Origin of the sequence: Treponema sp. (assembly GCF_051883275.1) — a bacterium.
Classification (GTDB): Bacteria; Spirochaetota; Spirochaetia; order Treponematales; family Treponemataceae; genus Treponema_D.
Genome location: NZ_JBJETK010000046.1, coordinates 1 through 15,423 on the forward strand (window position 1 = coordinate 1; position 15,423 = coordinate 15,423).

Genomic DNA, 15,423 nt, shown 5'->3' on the forward strand with positions numbered 1-15,423 from the left:
CTCCTCTCTCCTGCGCTAAGGCTCTTCCCAAACAGGAAAAGCCTTCTCTGCTGTCTTTTCTTCTTTCCTTCCCTTAAACTGTCAAATAACGACTTTATAAAAACACAGTTTTTACTGCTTAAGATTCATAAAAACACCGCTTTGTTTTCAAAGGGTGAGATAGACTATACTGTTCTAAAAAAATATTGTCAATAGCTAAAATTAAAAAAAATAATTTTTTTTCCAGGAAAATTTCGGCCCCGCTAATTTTCTTCGTAATCTCCTTCGTCAGCCTCTTCGTAGTCCCCGCTGTCATAAACATCATCGCTTGGAAGCTCAACTATCTGAGCACTTAATGCCTTTTGAATTTCATCATCCGACAACGCATCGACAAGATCCTTTGCCTGAGCCCTAGTGAAATACAGAAGATTTCCGCCGTATTCAATCTGGACATCACCTTTTTTCTGGGATGATTTTGTAGAAGGTATTTTTATACAGAAATAAGGCGATTTTCCAACAAAAACATAGCCCATTGAAATTTTTGGATCAGCATAGGAAGAAAACTGAAATGGCCCCCATTCAACTTTGGCGCGGGCATATTCGTATATAGCCTTGTATTTATTCTGTTTTCTGTCTAATTTTTTTTCCTCAAAGTCCTTCAAATATGCATTATATGAATTTATAACAGCCTTCCGCGCATCCTTGTCCAGGAGCAGCCTCTCTTTATTCGGAGTGTTTTTATACACAATTCCCGCTGTGCCGTTTTTCGGATAGAGCATCACGGAAAAATCCTTGGCCTCAAGTTCGTTTTTAAGAATTTTTTTCAGCCTGAATGTTCCGGAGCCAAGCTCAACGGGATCAAATTTTCCCATTTTTACAGTTTCGATTTCATCCTTCACGCGCGGAGTTCTCGCAGCAAACAAAGAAGAAGCCGCAGCTCCAAGCATTACAAAAAGAATCAGTTTTTTCATTTTTAATTTCCCCCTAAAGCCAAATCAAAGATCCTGCATTTCATTTAAAAGATTTTTAAGAGCAGAAAGCTCTTCCTTTGTGAAAGTCACACCTTTTCCCATTTTCTGATGGTCGGAATCCCAGGAGCGTATGTCATATTTTGCCGGTCGGCCGCCCCAGGATACAAAATTCAACTCAAGATTCCAGCCGGACTTTGAAGTGGAAAGCACGCCTATGCTTTTCTGTATATCCGGCGGAGAAAATCCTTCAGACATTGCCATAAAATCCTCCGTAAAAACCTGCAATTCTGCCTTTGTTATAGAAAACAACAGAACACGCAATAAAAAGTTACAGCGGGAAGTCCCGAAAAACCTCAGCTGTTCGAGGAAATCCCGGCAAATTCCAGCATAACCAAGATTTCAATAAAATAAATATTAACCGCGATTCAGTTTTTTGTCATGCAAAACATCTGCGGAAAATACGATTTTTAACAAACCGCTCTTTTACCTGCCGCTTTTATTGCCGAAATATAATTAGTAGTATATATTTATATTATATTCTATCAATAGGGAATCTCAAAAAACTGTGTTTTTCCGAGATGGCCTTTACTTTTATTACGGAGGAAAGATGATTAAAAGTAAACTTGTATTGGCTGCGGCGATTGCAGTCATACCTTTCGCATTAACCTCATGCGGCTCAACACCAAAAGAAGAGCCTGAGATTACAGAAGAGATTATTCAACAGGATACAGAGGAAACACAGACCAAGGACGTGGAATCTTCTGAGGATATTTCAGAACTGAACAAGTCCACGTTCAGCAAAATTGAAGCTTCTCGCCAGGATGCAATAAATGCAGGCGCAAAGGAAAAATGCCCGGATGCATTCAATGCGGCGGAAGAAGAATTTTCCGCTGTAAAATCAGCAATGGATTCAGGAGAAGATGTTTCGGCAAGACTGAAAGATCTTCTGGCGCGCTACCAGGCTTTAAAAGCTTATGCAGATGCAGTTTCAAAGAAAGCAAAAATCGATGAGAACGGCTTTGCATCTTATGCACAGAACACATACAACGAGGGAGCTTCCCTTATTGAAGAGCTTGCAGGTTCCAAGGATTACGGAAGCGAATGGAACAGCAAGGCACTGTCTGCGGATGAAAAAATGACTCTGGTGCTCAAGGCCGCATACAAGTCGCTTGCACAGGCAGAGCGCGTAGAGGCTTTCAAGGCAAAGAAAAATGCTGACAGCATAAAGTGCTCTGTTTCCAGAAAAGCTGAATATGATAAATTTGTCGGAAACTTCAAAACTGGAGATCAGAACTACGTCACAGGAAATCCTGAAGGCTCTCTTGAAAATTACAAGAAAGCAAAGGAAGGATTCACAAATCTCTACACTCAGGTTCTGGAAGCGCGCTCGCAGGCACAGGCTGCTATTGATGAGGCAAAAAAGCGTGTTGCGGAAAGCGAGACAAACGCACAATTAGCAGATAAGGAAAAACCTCTTGGAAACGAGCCAGTGGAAGGAATCGAGGAAGAGGACACAAAGCTTCTTGAGGAAGATGATTTCACAAAGGCAGAAAATTCACAGGTTGAAATCGAAGAAACAATTGAAGAGCTTGCACAGGAGGCCGAATAATGAAAAAGTTACTTGCCTGCACAATCGCATCTTTCCTTGGAATTTCAGTTTTTGCCGCCAGCTATACAAACAATACTTACCAGAAACTTGCAAAAGAGTACACACAGAAGGCTGAAAGAGCCCTGGACGCAGGAGAATATGTTCTTGCTGAAGAGTATGCCGCAAAGGCAAAGGAAAATGCAGAGCTTTCCGACTCATACATACAGCACATGCTTGCAAGGGAAAATGCAGAGAAAAATCTTGCTCTTGCAAAAAACAGGCTCGCTTACGTTGAAAGCATTCACGGAAAAGAAAATTTCCCGATTGCATATAACAGCGCGCAGAAATTTTTTGCACAGGCGGAAGATGCATTTGCAAAGGAAGACTGGAATGCAACATCAAGCTATGCAAAACAGGTTATTGATGCACTGGCAGAAATAAAGGAAATAACACCGCTCCCAAAATACTACATTGTAAGACCATGGGATTCAAACAGAGACTGCTTCTGGAATATTTCAGGCAGACCTTATGTTTACAACAATCCTTACCTGTGGGAAAATCTCTATGAAGCAAACAAGAATTCACTTCCAAACCCAAAGAATCCCAACTTGATTCTTCCAGGAATGAAGATGGAAATTCCTTCGATTTCAGGAGAATACCGCGACGGAATCTACAGCCCGGACAAGGAATACGAGCCTTTCCAGAAACACTAAATTTTCGCCGCCATATAAAGGGCAGCTGCGGAAGCCATCAGCGCATGGCAATATTCCCAGCTGCCTATTTTTTTCAGCACTTCAGATTTCAGCACCGGCATATAGTTCACATATTCATCTTCATCCAAATCCTGTTTTCCTGAAAATTTCAAATCCTCGGCAAGAAAAACATGCACATGATTGGAAAAAAGAGCCGGATTTGGATTCATAGAGCCAAGAAAAGTCAGCTTTCCCGCAGATGCTCCTGTTTCCTCCATAAGCTCCCTTTTGGCGGCCTCAAGCGGAGCTTCCCCTTTGTCTATTACACCGCCGGGAAATTCAATGCTCAGGGCTTTTTCGCCATGCCGCCACTGCCGCACCATGAGGAAAGTTTCGCCTGTGTCAGGAATTACAATCACCCAGTCCGGCGCTTCATTCACAATATAAATTCCCCGCCGTCCGTCAGGGCTTTCAGAAGTCCGCTCTGTAACAGTAAAAACCGGTGTCCGGAAAACTTCAGTCCGGGACTTTTCATGCCATATAAGTTCGCTGTCATTCATGTAAACTATAGTAAAAATATTCTGATTTTTTATCAATGAGCCAGCGTCCGGAACACCCGCATTTTCCACGCTCCGAAGGCTGAATTTTCCGTATATTCCCTTATATAAAAATTGCAAATTTAATGAAAGGGCTTTATAATAAAACCATACAAGGGCATTTATAAAAAAATTATTTTCAGTGATTTTTTGTGGATGTCCGCAGGTTTTAAGCGTTCCAACACCGCGCCTTAAAACATCGCACTTTTAGGAAAACACTGAAAATAAAATCGATTTTTCAGTGCTAATAACAATAAATTTCCTTGAGAAAAATTTTTCAGGGTTCATAAAAATTGCATGCTGGAAAAGCTTCGGCTTTAGAAAATTAGGATTTACAATTCAATAAAAAAAGTTTGCACAGCAAGCTTTAAGTTAAAAATAGGAGGTGCATTATGGCAATTGTTGCAATTTCAAGACAGGTGGCTGCCCTTGGTGATGAGATAGCTTCTGAAATATCAGAAAAGCTCGGCTATACTTTTTGCTCCCGCAAGCAAATAGAAAACAGAATCATAGAACTTGGATTTCCAAGGGAAAAAATGGAAAAATACGACGAACGGAGACCAGGATTTTTCGCGAGCCTGGCCAAAGGACGTGACGAATATCTTAATTATCTGCAATATGCAGTTCTTGAAGCGGCAAGCAAGGAAAACTGCATTCTGATAGGACGGGGCGCATTTGTAATACTTGAAGATATTCCGAATTTGATTTCAATCAGATTCGTCGCAAAGGAATCCATAAGGATTCAGCGGCTTCAGAAAGAATTCAACTGGACTGAAAAACAGGCTCTCGCACGGATAACAGAAAGCGACACCAACAGGCAGGGATTCCACAAAAGCTTCTTCAATGTGAATAACGAAGATGCAAGCCACTATCTGCTTACAATAAACACAGGACTTCTTGATAAGACAGAGGTTGCAAATCAGATTGTGGGCTGCGTAAAGCATTTTTCAACTCCTGAAAAAGAAGCCAGGGGAAAAAAGCGCATTGAAAATTTACTGAAGGCACAGGATTTGACGAACAAGCTGCTTTTTGAATACAAGCTGAACATAAATTTCCTGCGCGCTATCATCAACGACGAGGGCACTTCTATAACATTGCAGGGAGTGGCAGACTCACGGGCTGTAGTAGACAGAGCAATTACTCTTTCTGCAAAAATTCTTCCGAGCCTCAGCATAAAGTCTGCAATAAACATTGTACAGGATTTTAAAGCCTGCCAGTAATACACCGGCGAAATTTAGTTTTCCGCTGATAAAAAATCCGTCTGCAAAGCAGACGGATTTTTTTTATTCAACTGTGACAGATTTTGCAAGATTGCGGGGCTTGTCCGGATTGTTTCCGCGGTGGACAGCGCAGTAATATGCAAAAAGCTGGGCTGGAACTATTGAAAGCATCGGCTCAAAGAAATCTTCTGTGGATGGAATCCGCACAATTTCATCTGCGGCAGATTTGAAAGCATCGCTTTTGTCCTGTGTAATAACAAAAGTTGCTGCGCCGCGGCTTTTCACTTCAATGATATTGCTCGCAAGCTTTTCATAAAGCTCCGGGGCGGTGGCTATTGCAACAACAAGCGTATCTGTGTCAATAAGAGCAATAGGACCGTGCTTGAGCTCTCCGGCTGCAAAAGCTTCGCTGTGCATATAGCTTACTTCTTTCAGCTTGAGGGCACATTCCAGGCTGGTTGCGCTGTCATGCTGGCGGCCGACAAAAAACACTTTCTGCTTATTATAATTTTTGGAAACAAATCTCTGAATAGAAACTTTATCTTCAAGAATCTGCTGGAGTTTTTCAGGGACAGAATTCAGTTCAGAAAGGAAATGTCTGTAATCAGACACGGATATAGTTTCCTTTACGGCGGCAGTTTTCAGGGCAAGCAGAAAAAGACACATAAGCTGCGCCGTATAAGCCTTTGTTGAGGCAACTGCAATTTCTGGACCGGCCCAGGTGTAAATCACATCATCAGCCTCGCGGCTCACTGTAGAGCCGACACAGTTTGTAATTGCTGTAACGCGGACACCCCGCTGCTTGGCAAGACGCATTGCCGCCAAAGTATCAGCAGTTTCCCCTGACTGACTTATTACAATAAAAACATCATCCTTGCAAAGGATAGGATTTCTATAGCGGAATTCACTTGCCACATCCACAGAAACCGGAATACGGGCAAGCTGCTCAAATGCATATTTTGCAACCATTCCTGCATAGTATGCCGTTCCGCAGGCAACAATCACAATACGCTTTGCATCCTTCCAGTTTTTATCAAAGCAAATTTCATCAAATTTTATATCAGCTGGAACTCCATCTTCATAAACAAGGCGGGGGCGCATAGTGTCTGTAAGAACTTTTGGCTGCTCATGAATTTCCTTAAGCATAAAATGCTCATATCCGCCTTTTTCCGCGGAAGAAATATCCCAGTCAACATGAAACGGCTGTCTTATTATGCGGCTTCCATTTTCATCGAACAAATCAACATGATCCTTGTACAAAACCGCAATTTCATTCTGCTCAAGGAAACAGACATTGCGGGTATGCTCAAGAACAGCCGGAACATCGCTTGCAATGAAATTTTCATTTTCGCCGAGCCCCACAATAAGCGGACATTCCTTGCGGGCGGCAACAATTCTGTCAGGAAAATCCTTGCATATAACACCAAGCGCATAGCTTCCCTCAAGACGGTTCACTGCGGATTTTACAGCCTCAAAAATATCGAGCGACTCATTGTAATAGTAATTCACAAGATGAGCCACAACTTCACTGTCAGTTTCGCTTTTAAACACAATGCCTTCGCCCTGAAGCCAGTTCTTGAGCTTTATGTAATTCTCAATGATTCCATTATGAACCACTGCGATAGTTCCATTTTCATTCAGGTGCGGATGGGCATTTATGTCGCTAGGCTCTCCGTGTGTCGCCCACCTTGTATGGCCTATTCCCAGCGAGCCTTCTATTGTTTCGTCTGCTATTTTCTCTTCAAGAATTTTAAGAGCGCCTTTCACTTTGCGGACTAAAATATCCTGACCAGTAAAAACGGCAATTCCCGCGCTGTCATACCCACGGTACTCAAGCTTTTTCAGTGCATTCACCAAAACAGGTGTCGCATTCTTATTACCGATATATCCTACAATTCCACACATAGAGCCATTTTAATAAATTTCATATAAAATAAAAAGTAGAACATATAAAATTCGTAAAAATGCTGTATAGCACAAAGCTTTTATAATGCGTTATAATTATTTTTTTAGGAAAGCCGGATAAAATGAAAAAATTCCTTGTCTTTTTTGCAGTGCTAGTTTTCTCAGCAGCAATTTTTGCCGCCACATTAAAGGATGCGCAGGACAGAATTTCAGTTATCGAGGAATTCAAGACCGGCATTTCAAATGCGAGCGCAGACGGATTTTTTTCAGATGAAGAAAACCAGACTTTAAATCTTCTTTATCAGATTCTTGAGGGGGAAGAATACACTGCCACATCGCTTGACGGAGAAATCTCACTGCACATAGGCGAGTACAGTCTTCTTGAAACAAAATGGCCTGCCGAACTTGAAGGAAGCTTTTTCGACGGAAAAATAACTTACGAAAGAAGCATCGATATACTGTATTCCGATGCAATGGAAAAAAAATACATCCCCGAATCCGAGATGACCGAATACCAGCGGCGCAACTACGAATATTACATAAACGACTATGAAAGCCGGCTGCGCGCAGGGGAAAAATTTTTCTATGCGGAGCTCACATTCAAAGTGTCGCACTGGCAGGGGCCGGCGGAATACAGATTTGAACCTGTTGCGCTGAAAATATACAAGAATTCAAAAAGACCGCGCCCTATAATCACACTTGACGAAACCGACAGCAAGGAAATTTTCCAGGTTTCTGAAAGAAGGGAATTCAGAACAGCAAAACAGCTTGCAGAAAATTCCGCGCAGATAAAAAAAATCCTTAAAAACGAAAGCAAATCCGCCTCCCAGGAAAAAGAAAAAAAGAGAGCGAATTCTGAAAAGCAAAAAGGCCGCCGCGCATTTTATATAAGCGCAGAAACAGCAGCAGACAACCTGAATTTTTCTTTTTCAGAGCTGACTTCATATACAATAGAAAACATGTACGGAACGCTCTCCCTGGGGCTTGGAAAATTTATTTTTGCCGGAGTTTCCGCAGGAATTTCCCTTCCTTCTATCGGGGACGAAGAGCCTGCCATTTATTCGTTCGGAGGAAGCCTCGGGGCGAATTTCAACATCAAGGGTTTTCTGCGGCCATACGCGCATGTCGCCGCTCATGCACAGACAGATGACAGCGTTATCCTGAAGGCAGGAACCGGCATAGACCTGATACTTGGAAAATTCATGATGAACCTTGAATACAACTACAACCACAGAAACAACGTCCAGGCTTCGGAAGACGATTCACCTGAAAATTTCAGCTCATACACTGCTGGAATAGGATTCACTTGGTAGGCGGAAGAATTTCATTATGAAGGCACAAATCGCTTATGGGGCAATCCGCGCACCGGGGATTTCTTGCCGTGCAGACATAGCGGCCGTGGAGAATAAGCCAGTGATGGGCGTGCATCATAAATTCGGAAGGAATTCTCTCAAGCAGAGAACGCTCAACTTCAAGCGGAGTAGAGCCTTCCGCAAGACCGATTTTAGGACAGATTCTCAGAAGATGCGTGTCTACAGGCATGGTCGGCTGGTGATACACTACATTCAAAACAACATTTGCAGTTTTTCTTCCCACACCCGGCAAAGACTCCAGAACTTCCCTGGTGTCAGGAATTTCGGAGTTGAATTTTTCAACAAGAATCCGGCTCAGCTCAACAACGTGCCTTGCCTTGTTTCTGTATAGCCCGATTGACTTTATAAAATCCCGTATTTTTTCTTCCCCAAGCGAAAGCATCTGCTCCGGAGTGGAAGCCACCTTGTACAAAGGAGCCGTCGCCTTGTTGACAGCCTTGTCTGTTGTCTGGGCAGAAAGCACAACGCTGACTAAAAGACAAAAGGAATTCGGCGCAACAAGTTCAGAGGCAGGCGACGGATTATTCTTCTGGAAGCGGAGAAAAACTTCTGAAATCTTCTCCGCAGATAAAAGCTTCAAAGCTAGAATTCTCTTTTAAGCAGGCTTGCCTTGTCTGTCTGCTCCCACGGAAATTCTGAATTGCCAAAATGTCCGTATGAAGCTGTCCTGGAATAAATAGGCCGCTTAAGGTTGAAAGTTTTTGTTATTCCAGCAGGAGTGCAGTCAAAGACTTTTTTCACGGCTTGTGCAATCCGGGAATCTGGAACAATTCCGGTTCCAAACGTTTCCACCAGAATAGAAACAGGGAAAGGAACTCCAATAGCATAGGCAAGCTGAACTTCGCAACGCTCCGCCAAATCCGCGGCTACAATATTTTTTGCAATATACCTTGCCATATATGCGCCGGAACGGTCAACTTTGCTGGGATCCTTTCCGCTGAAGGCGCCGCCGCCGTGACGTCCCATTCCGCCGTATGTATCAACAATTATTTTCCGCCCGGTAAGTCCTGTGTCCCCGACAGGCCCGCCTATAACAAACTGTCCAGTAGGATTTATAAAATATTTTGTATCTGAATCCAAAAGCCCGGAAGAATCAAGCGTCGGCTTTATTATTTTTTCCATTACAGTTGATTTTATCTCTTCATGGCTTATACCCGCATCATGCTGCTGGCTTATAACAACAGTATCAATTCTGACCGGACGATGGCCTTCGTATTCAACTGTAACCTGGCTCTTTGAATCAGGGCGCATCCATGCAACCTCTCCGCTTTTTCTAAGCTCTGCTGAACGGCGCATGAGCCTGTGAGCAAACATAATCGGAGCCGGCATAAGCTCAGGAGTTTCCTTGCAGGCAAATCCGAACATCATTCCCTGATCTCCGGCTCCCTGCTGTCCCTTGAATTCCTCCAGGCCCTTTCCTATAACACCCTGGTTTATATCCGCTGACTGGGAATGTATCATATTAAGCACGGCCATTGAATTGCAGTCCAGACCATAATCCGGATTTGTGTAGCCGATTCTCTTTACAACATCATAGGCGACTTTCTGAACGTCTACATAGGCATTTGTGGAAAGTTCGCCGCCAATAAGGATAAGCGCCTGAGATGCAAAAGTTTCACACGCCACGTGGCTTTCCGGATCCTGACGAAGACATTCATCAAGAATTCCGTCTGAAATCTGGTCGCAAACTTTATCTGGATGGCCTTCGCCAACAGATTCCGAAGTAAAAAGACTGTGTTCTTTTAAGACAGCGCTCATGCAGAGCCTCCTGTTTAGCATGTTTCAGTTTCATATCGAAACTGTTTCCGCCTGCAATTTGGATAAATCAGCGGATACATAGATTTGACAAAGCCCCAAAAACGAATGTTCCCAAAGCTTTTTTTACACAGCGAAAAAGCCTTAGGCTTTCAGGCTGGATAATTCGTCCGTGCGAACGAACAGTTTTATAGAAAACTTTCCCTTAATATAATCAAAAGGAAAAAAACAAGCAATATACAGAAAACTGAATTTTCGCCGCAAAAAAAGTCATTGGAAACAGATTTCCAGAGATTTCTAAAAGTGAAACGTTTCACTTTTTCGTGTAAATAACCTTATTTTAACCAAATATTATTGAATTCATCTTAAATATTATATAATATATTTATATTGAAAAAAGAAAAAAAAGCATGTATGTGCGTTTTTTTCATCAGTGAAAATTATAGAAACTTTGGAAAACTTCAGTTCTCCGGGGCGCTTCTAAAAATGCGGTGTTTTAAGCTGTGTTGTTACAACCTCTTAAAATCCGCAGGAAAGTCTAAAAAATCATTTAAAATGAATTTTTAGATATTACCCTTGTATTTTTTTATAATAATTCCTTATTTTATTTAGGAGATTTGAAATGTCATTGAAAAAATCTTATTCAAAAGACAAAAAAATTTGCAACGTAACATTCTCTGTTTCCCAGGAAGCAGCACACGGCGCAGAAAAAGTTTCAATCGCAGGAGACTTCAATAGCTGGAGCAGCACTGAAACTCCGTTAAAGAAAGGCAAGGATGGCTCTTTCTCTGTAAAGATTCCGCTTGAAGCAGGAAAAGAATATCAGTTCCGTTATCTTCTTGACGGCAAGCACTGGGAAAATGACTGGGCCGCTGACAAGTATATTCCAGCTCCTTTCTCTCATACAGACAATTCTGTTGTAATCTGCTAAGCCGGCTGATTTTTTACAGAACTCACAAACTCCGCCTGGAATAAAAATTCGGGCGGAGTTTTTTATCCGCAATTCAAAAGAAACTTACACAGCGGCAAGGACAATAATTCCAAGACAAAACTGTGAGCGGGGCAACTTTATTGCCTTGAGGTTTTGCCAGCTATTTTTTATCTAACTCGAAATCAGGAGCATATAATTTTATACATCGGAGACTGCCCCGGAAGCAGCTCAAGTATATTTTTTTCGCAGGCAAGAACTTCAGAAGGCTCATGGGTTACATGAAGAAGAGTTGTTGTTCCCGTTTCCGCAATAGTTTCCAAAAGCCCCAGGATTTTTTCCCGGAAATTTTCATCCAGACCATGGCAAGGCTCATCAAGTATAAGCAGATGCGGAGATTTTACAGCAGCCCTAAGAATCAGAACAGCGCGCTGCTCTCCATAGCTCAGCGAAGCGAATGTTTCATTTTCACGCCCGGAAAAACCTGCAAGCCTGAGCCACGCTTTTGCCGCCGCAAGCTCAAAATCACTGGCAGGCTCATAAAGCCCGATGCTGTCCTTGAATCCGCTCACAATGACATTCTGAAGGCTCGTGCCTCCAACCATTCTGTACTCAACATGAAGCCTGTAGCTTACAATTCCAAGATGCTTTTTTATATCCCAGATTGATTCCCCCGAGCCGCGCCGCTTTCCGAACAAAAAAATTTTCTCGCGGAAAACCTGCATATTGTCGCCCGTTATAAGCTCCATTATAGTTGTCTTTCCTGAACCGTTGGGGCCGCGCACAAGAAAATGCTGGCCTTTTTTCACTTCCCAGCTGAGATTTTCAAGAACATTGATTCCGTCCCAGCCCACATTCACATCCTCAAAGCGCACAAGACTTTCAGGAACACAGGATAACGGGCTTGAATCAAGAGCCGCGCTGTTTTCTGCCCTGATACGCTTCAGCTCGCAAAGAAATTCCTCCATTTCCTTTTTGCGCACAGCATTTTTTTCTTCAGCCTGAAGTGAAAGCCGCTTTTCATAATCACTGCGCGTTCCCTGAAAGGAAATTCGCCTGCCGGAAAATTCAAGCACCCTGTTTATCTGCTCCGGAATTTCGCTGAAACGCTCCATGCACAAAATTATGCCGGGAAATTCTCCGCCGGAATTTTCCGACTGCCGTTTCAAGAGCATATTGAAAAATTCCATTAGAATATTCCTTGAAACGGAATCAAGCCCCGCAAACGGATCGCTGAGAATAATCAGCTTGGCTCCAGACAAAAGCGAGCGGCATAAAAGAGTGCGCCGGATTTCTCCAGTCGACATAAAGCGAAGTCCCCGGTCAAGAATTTTTTCAACGCCGCACAGCTTGACCTGCGCAAAAGATTCAAGACGGTATGCATCCTTTGGAAGAGGATCTGACTTTTTTTTGGGGCCGCCGATTACTTCATATATATATTCACGGCCGGTTCTTCCGATGTCTATCTTGTCCATGTACTCGCTTTCATCCCGGGCGCGCTCCTCCTCTATGAGCCTTGCAGCTTCCTCAAGGGAAACAACCGCCGTTCTGCCTGAAAATTCAGAATGAAATTTTCCTTCCTGTCCCGGACAAATTTCAAGCGAGCCTGACATTGCCTTTATAAAATCTTCTTTTCCGCTGCCGTTAGAACCTATAACAAGCCATGTTTCTGAACTCTTCATTGTCCAGTCAAGACCTGAAAGAAGCACATCCTGGCCTTTTTTTACCTGACAGCCGCGCATACAAATCAAATCTTTTTCCATAAACATCTCCTGTCAATACAAGTTTTAGTGTTTTTCTGGCTGAAAGCGAAGCCGCCGTCAGTGAAAAACTTTGTACCCTGAAGACTGAAGAATCCTGTCGACTGCAAGCCGCATCCTTCTTGCAGCTCCAGCCGCCGGAACCTTCGCCTTTTGTATAAATCCAATATCGTAGAACCCAAGAGCATTTCCTGCGCTGTGGGAAACAAAGCCTTCCCTGTACGGCCCGTTTTCAAGGACAATCTGGGGAACAAGCCCTATTCCAAGTCCAAGGGCGGCAAGAGCCATCACGGCTTCATTTCCTTCCGTTTCTGCGGCAATTTCGGGGCGGACATTCCGGCTCTTTATCCATGAGTCAAACCTGCGGCGCGCAAGACCGGCTTTGGGCAGAATAAGAGGCACCGTGGAAACAATATCCTGCGGACTTCCCTGCACATCAACATACGGACTGTTCACGGCGGCGGCAAAAACCAGCGGACTTCTACAGACAGAAATACAGTTAAAAAACATCGAGCGGTTATCAGGGATAGCTGCGACTGCAATTTCCGCGCGCCCTTCCCGAACCGCACAGACAGCTCCAGCCGGATCGCCTGTTTCAACGGAAAGATGAACCAGAGGATATTCCGCGGAAAGACGCTTTATAAACGGAGGCATTATCGTGTAGCAGGCCGTAACACTCGCATAGACATGGAGCGTTCCGCAAACAGTATCAGTGCAGCTTGAAAATTCATTCTCAAGATTTTCTTTTTCCTTTATGCACCTTGAAGCAAAGGCGAGAAAGGCTTTTCCCTTTTCAGTAAGAAGAACCTCTTTTCTGCTCCTGTCAAAAAGCTCAGCTCCGGCTTCATCTTCAAGCCGCGAAATAAGTCTGCTGAGAGCTGACGGGCTTAAATTTATCTCGCTGGCAGCCTGTGAAAAATGAAGATTCCTTGCAACAGAAACAAATGCCTTGAGCTCAAAAAAATCCATTTATTCACTATAAAAATTTTTTGTTTTTTAGTCGATAATTTTAAGGAATAAATTTGGAAAATCTTTAAGAAGCTTTAAGGATTATGGAATTTTTAGAGTTATTTCGGAAACTTCTGTTTTTCGGGATTTCCTTATCACAATCAAAACCGTCTGCGGATTCAATGCGGACGGAGGCACTGAAATATTCTTGGGTGCCATTGCAAATCTTTGGGGGATTTTATGAAAAAAACTGTCTTTTTTGCGGCGGCTGTTCTTGCAGCTTTTCCAGCTTTTTCCAAAGCGGAGTCAACAGGATTCATTCCGGCTGGAAATGTCAGCTCGTACACAAAGACAATTTATTCTGTAACTTCAAAATTCGGAGATTATTTCCGCTCCGTTTCAGAAAAGGAAGTGCACACATTCAAAAACGGCAGGGAAACAGAATACAGCCTTTTCAATGCAAAAGATGAGCTTACAACAAAAATCACATTTTCCTATGACGGAAAAAAAATTGCAGAAATGATTTATTCCGACACCGCAACTTCCTCCGAGCTGAAAACCACATTTGAATACGGAGAAGATTCAAAGCTCAAGTCTGAAACCGTAAAAGATGCCGGCGGAAATCTTGACTCAAAGACAATCTACAAATATGACGGCGAAAAATGCACCGAAAGCTATTATGACAAAGACGGAAAACTGTTCATGCGCACAATCCAAACAATCAAAGTCGGCGGCAACGGAATTCCAGAGGAAGAAATCCAGTACAACGGAGACGGAACATTCGCTCTTGCCCGCAAATACACATATTCAGACACAGGAAAAATTGCCGAAGTAAAAACTCTGGACGAAAATGAAAACTGCCAGAAGAAAATTGTATTCCGCTATGACACCAGCGATTTCCTTACAGAAATTCAGGTGTACAATGAAAACGGAAAAATCACCGAGCGCAGAATTTACAAGAACGACTCCCTTGGAAACCCTGTAAGAATAAGCTACTATGATGTTGCGGAAAAATTCGGAACAACAGTAAACGAGCTTTCGCGCATCGAAGACTTTTCATACAGCAACTAGACAGAAAGTGCCGGAAAAACAAACCGCTGCGAAACAAGTTTTAAACAGCGAGCCTTTGAAAAAATTAAAGCGTGTTTTCAGAGGCTCCCTTTAATTTTCGCAGCTACATTCACCGCCGCAACCGCAACCGCAGCCTTCATCCGAACAATCTCCGCCACAGCCGCCGCAATTTCCACCGCAGCCGCAAGAAGGCGGATTCAGTTCTTCCTCTGTCGCATTGCGGACAGCCACAACCTGAACATCAAAATGGAGCTTTTCACCGGCAAGCTCATGGTTTGCATCAACAGTTACCTTGTCGCCGTTTATGGCTGTGACACGCACAATTCTAGGGCCGGCCGCTGTCATTGCCTGAAATGCCATTCCGATTTCCACAGGCGCGCCGTCTTCAAAATTCGAGCGGTCAACTTCAGCAACAAGCTCTTTTCTGTATTCTCCGTATCCCTCAGAAGGCTCAATCACAGCACTGAATTTGTCGCCGGGATTTTTTCCTTCAAGGCATTTTTCAAGACCTGAAATAAGATAGCCGCGGCCGTGAACATAGTCCAGCGTTTCTTCCATGGAAGAATCAAGAATTTCGCCCTTGTCATTTTTCAGCGTGTAATATATAGAAACATATTTATTGTTTTCAACAGTCATC

The 15,423-nt window shown here is 43.2% G+C and carries 16 protein-coding genes; 7 read left to right on the forward strand and 9 right to left on the reverse strand.

What is annotated here, in order from left to right:
• On the forward strand, positions 1 to 195 hold a 195-nt coding region (locus tag ACI4L0_RS06645; RefSeq protein WP_439799388.1), incomplete at its 5' end, for a hypothetical protein.
• Positions 196 to 242: 47 nt separating this feature from the next.
• Here ACI4L0_RS06645 and ACI4L0_RS06650 read toward each other — a convergent pair.
• Both ACI4L0_RS06650 and ACI4L0_RS06655 read right to left on the reverse strand, forming a co-directional pair.
• Positions 243 to 950: a hypothetical protein gene (locus ACI4L0_RS06650; protein ID WP_439799389.1), complete on the reverse strand. Its 708-nt coding sequence runs from the start codon at positions 948 to 950 to the stop codon at positions 243 to 245.
• A 24-nt stretch (positions 951 to 974) separates the two neighbouring features.
• On the reverse strand, positions 975 to 1,211 hold the full coding sequence (locus ACI4L0_RS06655; protein ID WP_439799390.1) for a YdbC family protein: 237 nt from the start codon (positions 1,209 to 1,211) through the stop codon (positions 975 to 977).
• Between the two features lie 346 nt (positions 1,212 to 1,557).
• Here ACI4L0_RS06655 and ACI4L0_RS06660 point away from each other — a divergent pair, with 346 nt between their 5' ends.
• Together ACI4L0_RS06660 and ACI4L0_RS06665 are read left to right on the forward strand one after the other, a co-directional pair.
• Entirely contained in the window at positions 1,558 to 2,559 is a 1,002-nt protein-coding gene (locus tag ACI4L0_RS06660) for a hypothetical protein (protein WP_439799391.1), read from the forward strand.
• The gene (locus tag ACI4L0_RS06665; protein ID WP_439799392.1) at positions 2,559 to 3,251 is read left to right on the forward strand and encodes a LysM peptidoglycan-binding domain-containing protein; all 693 of its coding nucleotides are present in this window, start codon (positions 2,559 to 2,561) and stop codon (positions 3,249 to 3,251) included. The genes ACI4L0_RS06660 and ACI4L0_RS06665 overlap by 1 nt, the downstream gene beginning before the upstream one ends.
• On the opposite strand, the gene ACI4L0_RS06670 is transcribed toward ACI4L0_RS06665, so the two are convergent.
• On the reverse strand, positions 3,248 to 3,790 hold the full coding sequence (locus ACI4L0_RS06670) for an NUDIX hydrolase (RefSeq protein ID WP_439799393.1): 543 nt from the start codon (positions 3,788 to 3,790) through the stop codon (positions 3,248 to 3,250). The genes ACI4L0_RS06665 and ACI4L0_RS06670 overlap by 4 nt on opposite strands.
• A 428-nt stretch (positions 3,791 to 4,218) precedes the next feature.
• Between ACI4L0_RS06670 and ACI4L0_RS06675 the strand changes: the two genes are divergently transcribed.
• The gene (locus ACI4L0_RS06675; protein WP_439799394.1) at positions 4,219 to 5,046 is read left to right on the forward strand and encodes an AAA family ATPase; all 828 of its coding nucleotides are present in this window, start codon (positions 4,219 to 4,221) and stop codon (positions 5,044 to 5,046) included.
• A gap of 63 nt (positions 5,047 to 5,109) precedes the next feature.
• Here the strand turns inward: ACI4L0_RS06675 and glmS are convergent, their stop codons facing one another.
• Entirely contained in the window at positions 5,110 to 6,951 is a 1,842-nt protein-coding gene (gene glmS / locus ACI4L0_RS06680; RefSeq protein WP_439799395.1) for a glutamine--fructose-6-phosphate transaminase (isomerizing), read from the reverse strand.
• A 122-nt stretch (positions 6,952 to 7,073) separates the two neighbouring features.
• Here glmS and ACI4L0_RS06685 point away from each other — a divergent pair, with 122 nt between their 5' ends.
• Positions 7,074 to 8,264, forward strand: a complete 1,191-nt coding sequence (locus tag ACI4L0_RS06685) for a hypothetical protein (RefSeq protein WP_439799396.1) — start codon at positions 7,074 to 7,076, stop codon at positions 8,262 to 8,264.
• Here ACI4L0_RS06685 and nth read toward each other — a convergent pair.
• Together nth and metK are read right to left on the reverse strand one after the other, a co-directional pair.
• Complete coding sequence (nth, locus tag ACI4L0_RS06690; protein ID WP_439799397.1) at positions 8,254 to 8,904, reverse strand: endonuclease III; 651 nt, start codon at positions 8,902 to 8,904, stop codon at positions 8,254 to 8,256. The two genes, ACI4L0_RS06685 and nth, sit on opposite strands and share 11 nt — an antisense overlap.
• 2 nt (positions 8,905 to 8,906) lie before the next feature.
• Entirely contained in the window at positions 8,907 to 10,082 is a 1,176-nt protein-coding gene (gene metK, locus ACI4L0_RS06695; RefSeq protein ID WP_439799398.1) for a methionine adenosyltransferase, read from the reverse strand.
• A 619-nt stretch (positions 10,083 to 10,701) separates the two neighbouring features.
• Between metK and ACI4L0_RS06700 the strand changes: the two genes are divergently transcribed.
• A complete protein-coding gene (locus tag ACI4L0_RS06700; protein WP_439799399.1) occupies positions 10,702 to 11,010 on the forward strand; it encodes an isoamylase early set domain-containing protein in 309 nt (102 codons plus the stop codon).
• A 182-nt stretch (positions 11,011 to 11,192) separates the two neighbouring features.
• Here the strand turns inward: ACI4L0_RS06700 and ACI4L0_RS06705 are convergent, their stop codons facing one another.
• Together ACI4L0_RS06705 and ACI4L0_RS06710 are read right to left on the reverse strand one after the other, a co-directional pair.
• Positions 11,193 to 12,770: an ATP-binding cassette domain-containing protein gene (locus ACI4L0_RS06705; protein ID WP_439799400.1), complete on the reverse strand. Its 1,578-nt coding sequence runs from the start codon at positions 12,768 to 12,770 to the stop codon at positions 11,193 to 11,195.
• Positions 12,771 to 12,827: 57 nt separating this feature from the next.
• Positions 12,828 to 13,736: a LysR substrate-binding domain-containing protein gene (locus ACI4L0_RS06710; protein WP_439799401.1), complete on the reverse strand. Its 909-nt coding sequence runs from the start codon at positions 13,734 to 13,736 to the stop codon at positions 12,828 to 12,830.
• A 219-nt stretch (positions 13,737 to 13,955) separates the two neighbouring features.
• Here ACI4L0_RS06710 and ACI4L0_RS06715 point away from each other — a divergent pair, with 219 nt between their 5' ends.
• Complete coding sequence (locus ACI4L0_RS06715; protein ID WP_439799402.1) at positions 13,956 to 14,786, forward strand: hypothetical protein; 831 nt, start codon at positions 13,956 to 13,958, stop codon at positions 14,784 to 14,786.
• Between the two features lie 90 nt (positions 14,787 to 14,876).
• Here the strand turns inward: ACI4L0_RS06715 and ACI4L0_RS06720 are convergent, their stop codons facing one another.
• Positions 14,877 to 15,422 carry an FKBP-type peptidyl-prolyl cis-trans isomerase gene (locus ACI4L0_RS06720; RefSeq protein ID WP_439799403.1) on the reverse strand — a complete coding sequence of 182 codons (546 nt, stop codon included), beginning with the start codon at positions 15,420 to 15,422 and terminating at the stop codon, positions 14,877 to 14,879.
• Position 15,423 lies beyond the last annotated feature (1 nt).

Excerpts from the sequence above, each read along its gene's own strand:
- ACI4L0_RS06685 (WP_439799396.1), top strand. The coding sequence starts at position 7,074 with ATGAAAAAATTCCTTGTCTTTTTTGCAGTGCTAGTTTTCTCAGCAGCA.
- ACI4L0_RS06715 (WP_439799402.1), top strand. The coding sequence starts at position 13,956 with ATGAAAAAAACTGTCTTTTTTGCGGCGGCTGTTCTTGCAGCTTTTCCA.
- ACI4L0_RS06710 (WP_439799401.1), bottom strand. The coding sequence starts at position 13,736 with ATGGATTTTTTTGAGCTCAAGGCATTTGTTTCTGTTGCAAGGAATCTT.
- ACI4L0_RS06655 (WP_439799390.1), bottom strand. The coding sequence starts at position 1,211 with ATGGCAATGTCTGAAGGATTTTCTCCGCCGGATATACAGAAAAGCATA.
- ACI4L0_RS06660 (WP_439799391.1), top strand. The coding sequence starts at position 1,558 with ATGATTAAAAGTAAACTTGTATTGGCTGCGGCGATTGCAGTCATACCT.
- ACI4L0_RS06675 (WP_439799394.1), top strand. The coding sequence starts at position 4,219 with ATGGCAATTGTTGCAATTTCAAGACAGGTGGCTGCCCTTGGTGATGAG.
- ACI4L0_RS06670 (WP_439799393.1), bottom strand. The coding sequence starts at position 3,790 with ATGAATGACAGCGAACTTATATGGCATGAAAAGTCCCGGACTGAAGTT.
- ACI4L0_RS06650 (WP_439799389.1), bottom strand. The coding sequence starts at position 950 with ATGAAAAAACTGATTCTTTTTGTAATGCTTGGAGCTGCGGCTTCTTCT.
- ACI4L0_RS06700 (WP_439799399.1), top strand. The coding sequence starts at position 10,702 with ATGTCATTGAAAAAATCTTATTCAAAAGACAAAAAAATTTGCAACGTA.
- metK (WP_439799398.1), bottom strand. The coding sequence starts at position 10,082 with ATGAGCGCTGTCTTAAAAGAACACAGTCTTTTTACTTCGGAATCTGTT.
- ACI4L0_RS06720 (WP_439799403.1), bottom strand. The coding sequence starts at position 15,422 with ATGACTGTTGAAAACAATAAATATGTTTCTATATATTACACGCTGAAA.
- glmS (WP_439799395.1), bottom strand. The coding sequence starts at position 6,951 with ATGTGTGGAATTGTAGGATATATCGGTAATAAGAATGCGACACCTGTT.
- ACI4L0_RS06705 (WP_439799400.1), bottom strand. The coding sequence starts at position 12,770 with ATGGAAAAAGATTTGATTTGTATGCGCGGCTGTCAGGTAAAAAAAGGC.
- ACI4L0_RS06665 (WP_439799392.1), top strand. The coding sequence starts at position 2,559 with ATGAAAAAGTTACTTGCCTGCACAATCGCATCTTTCCTTGGAATTTCA.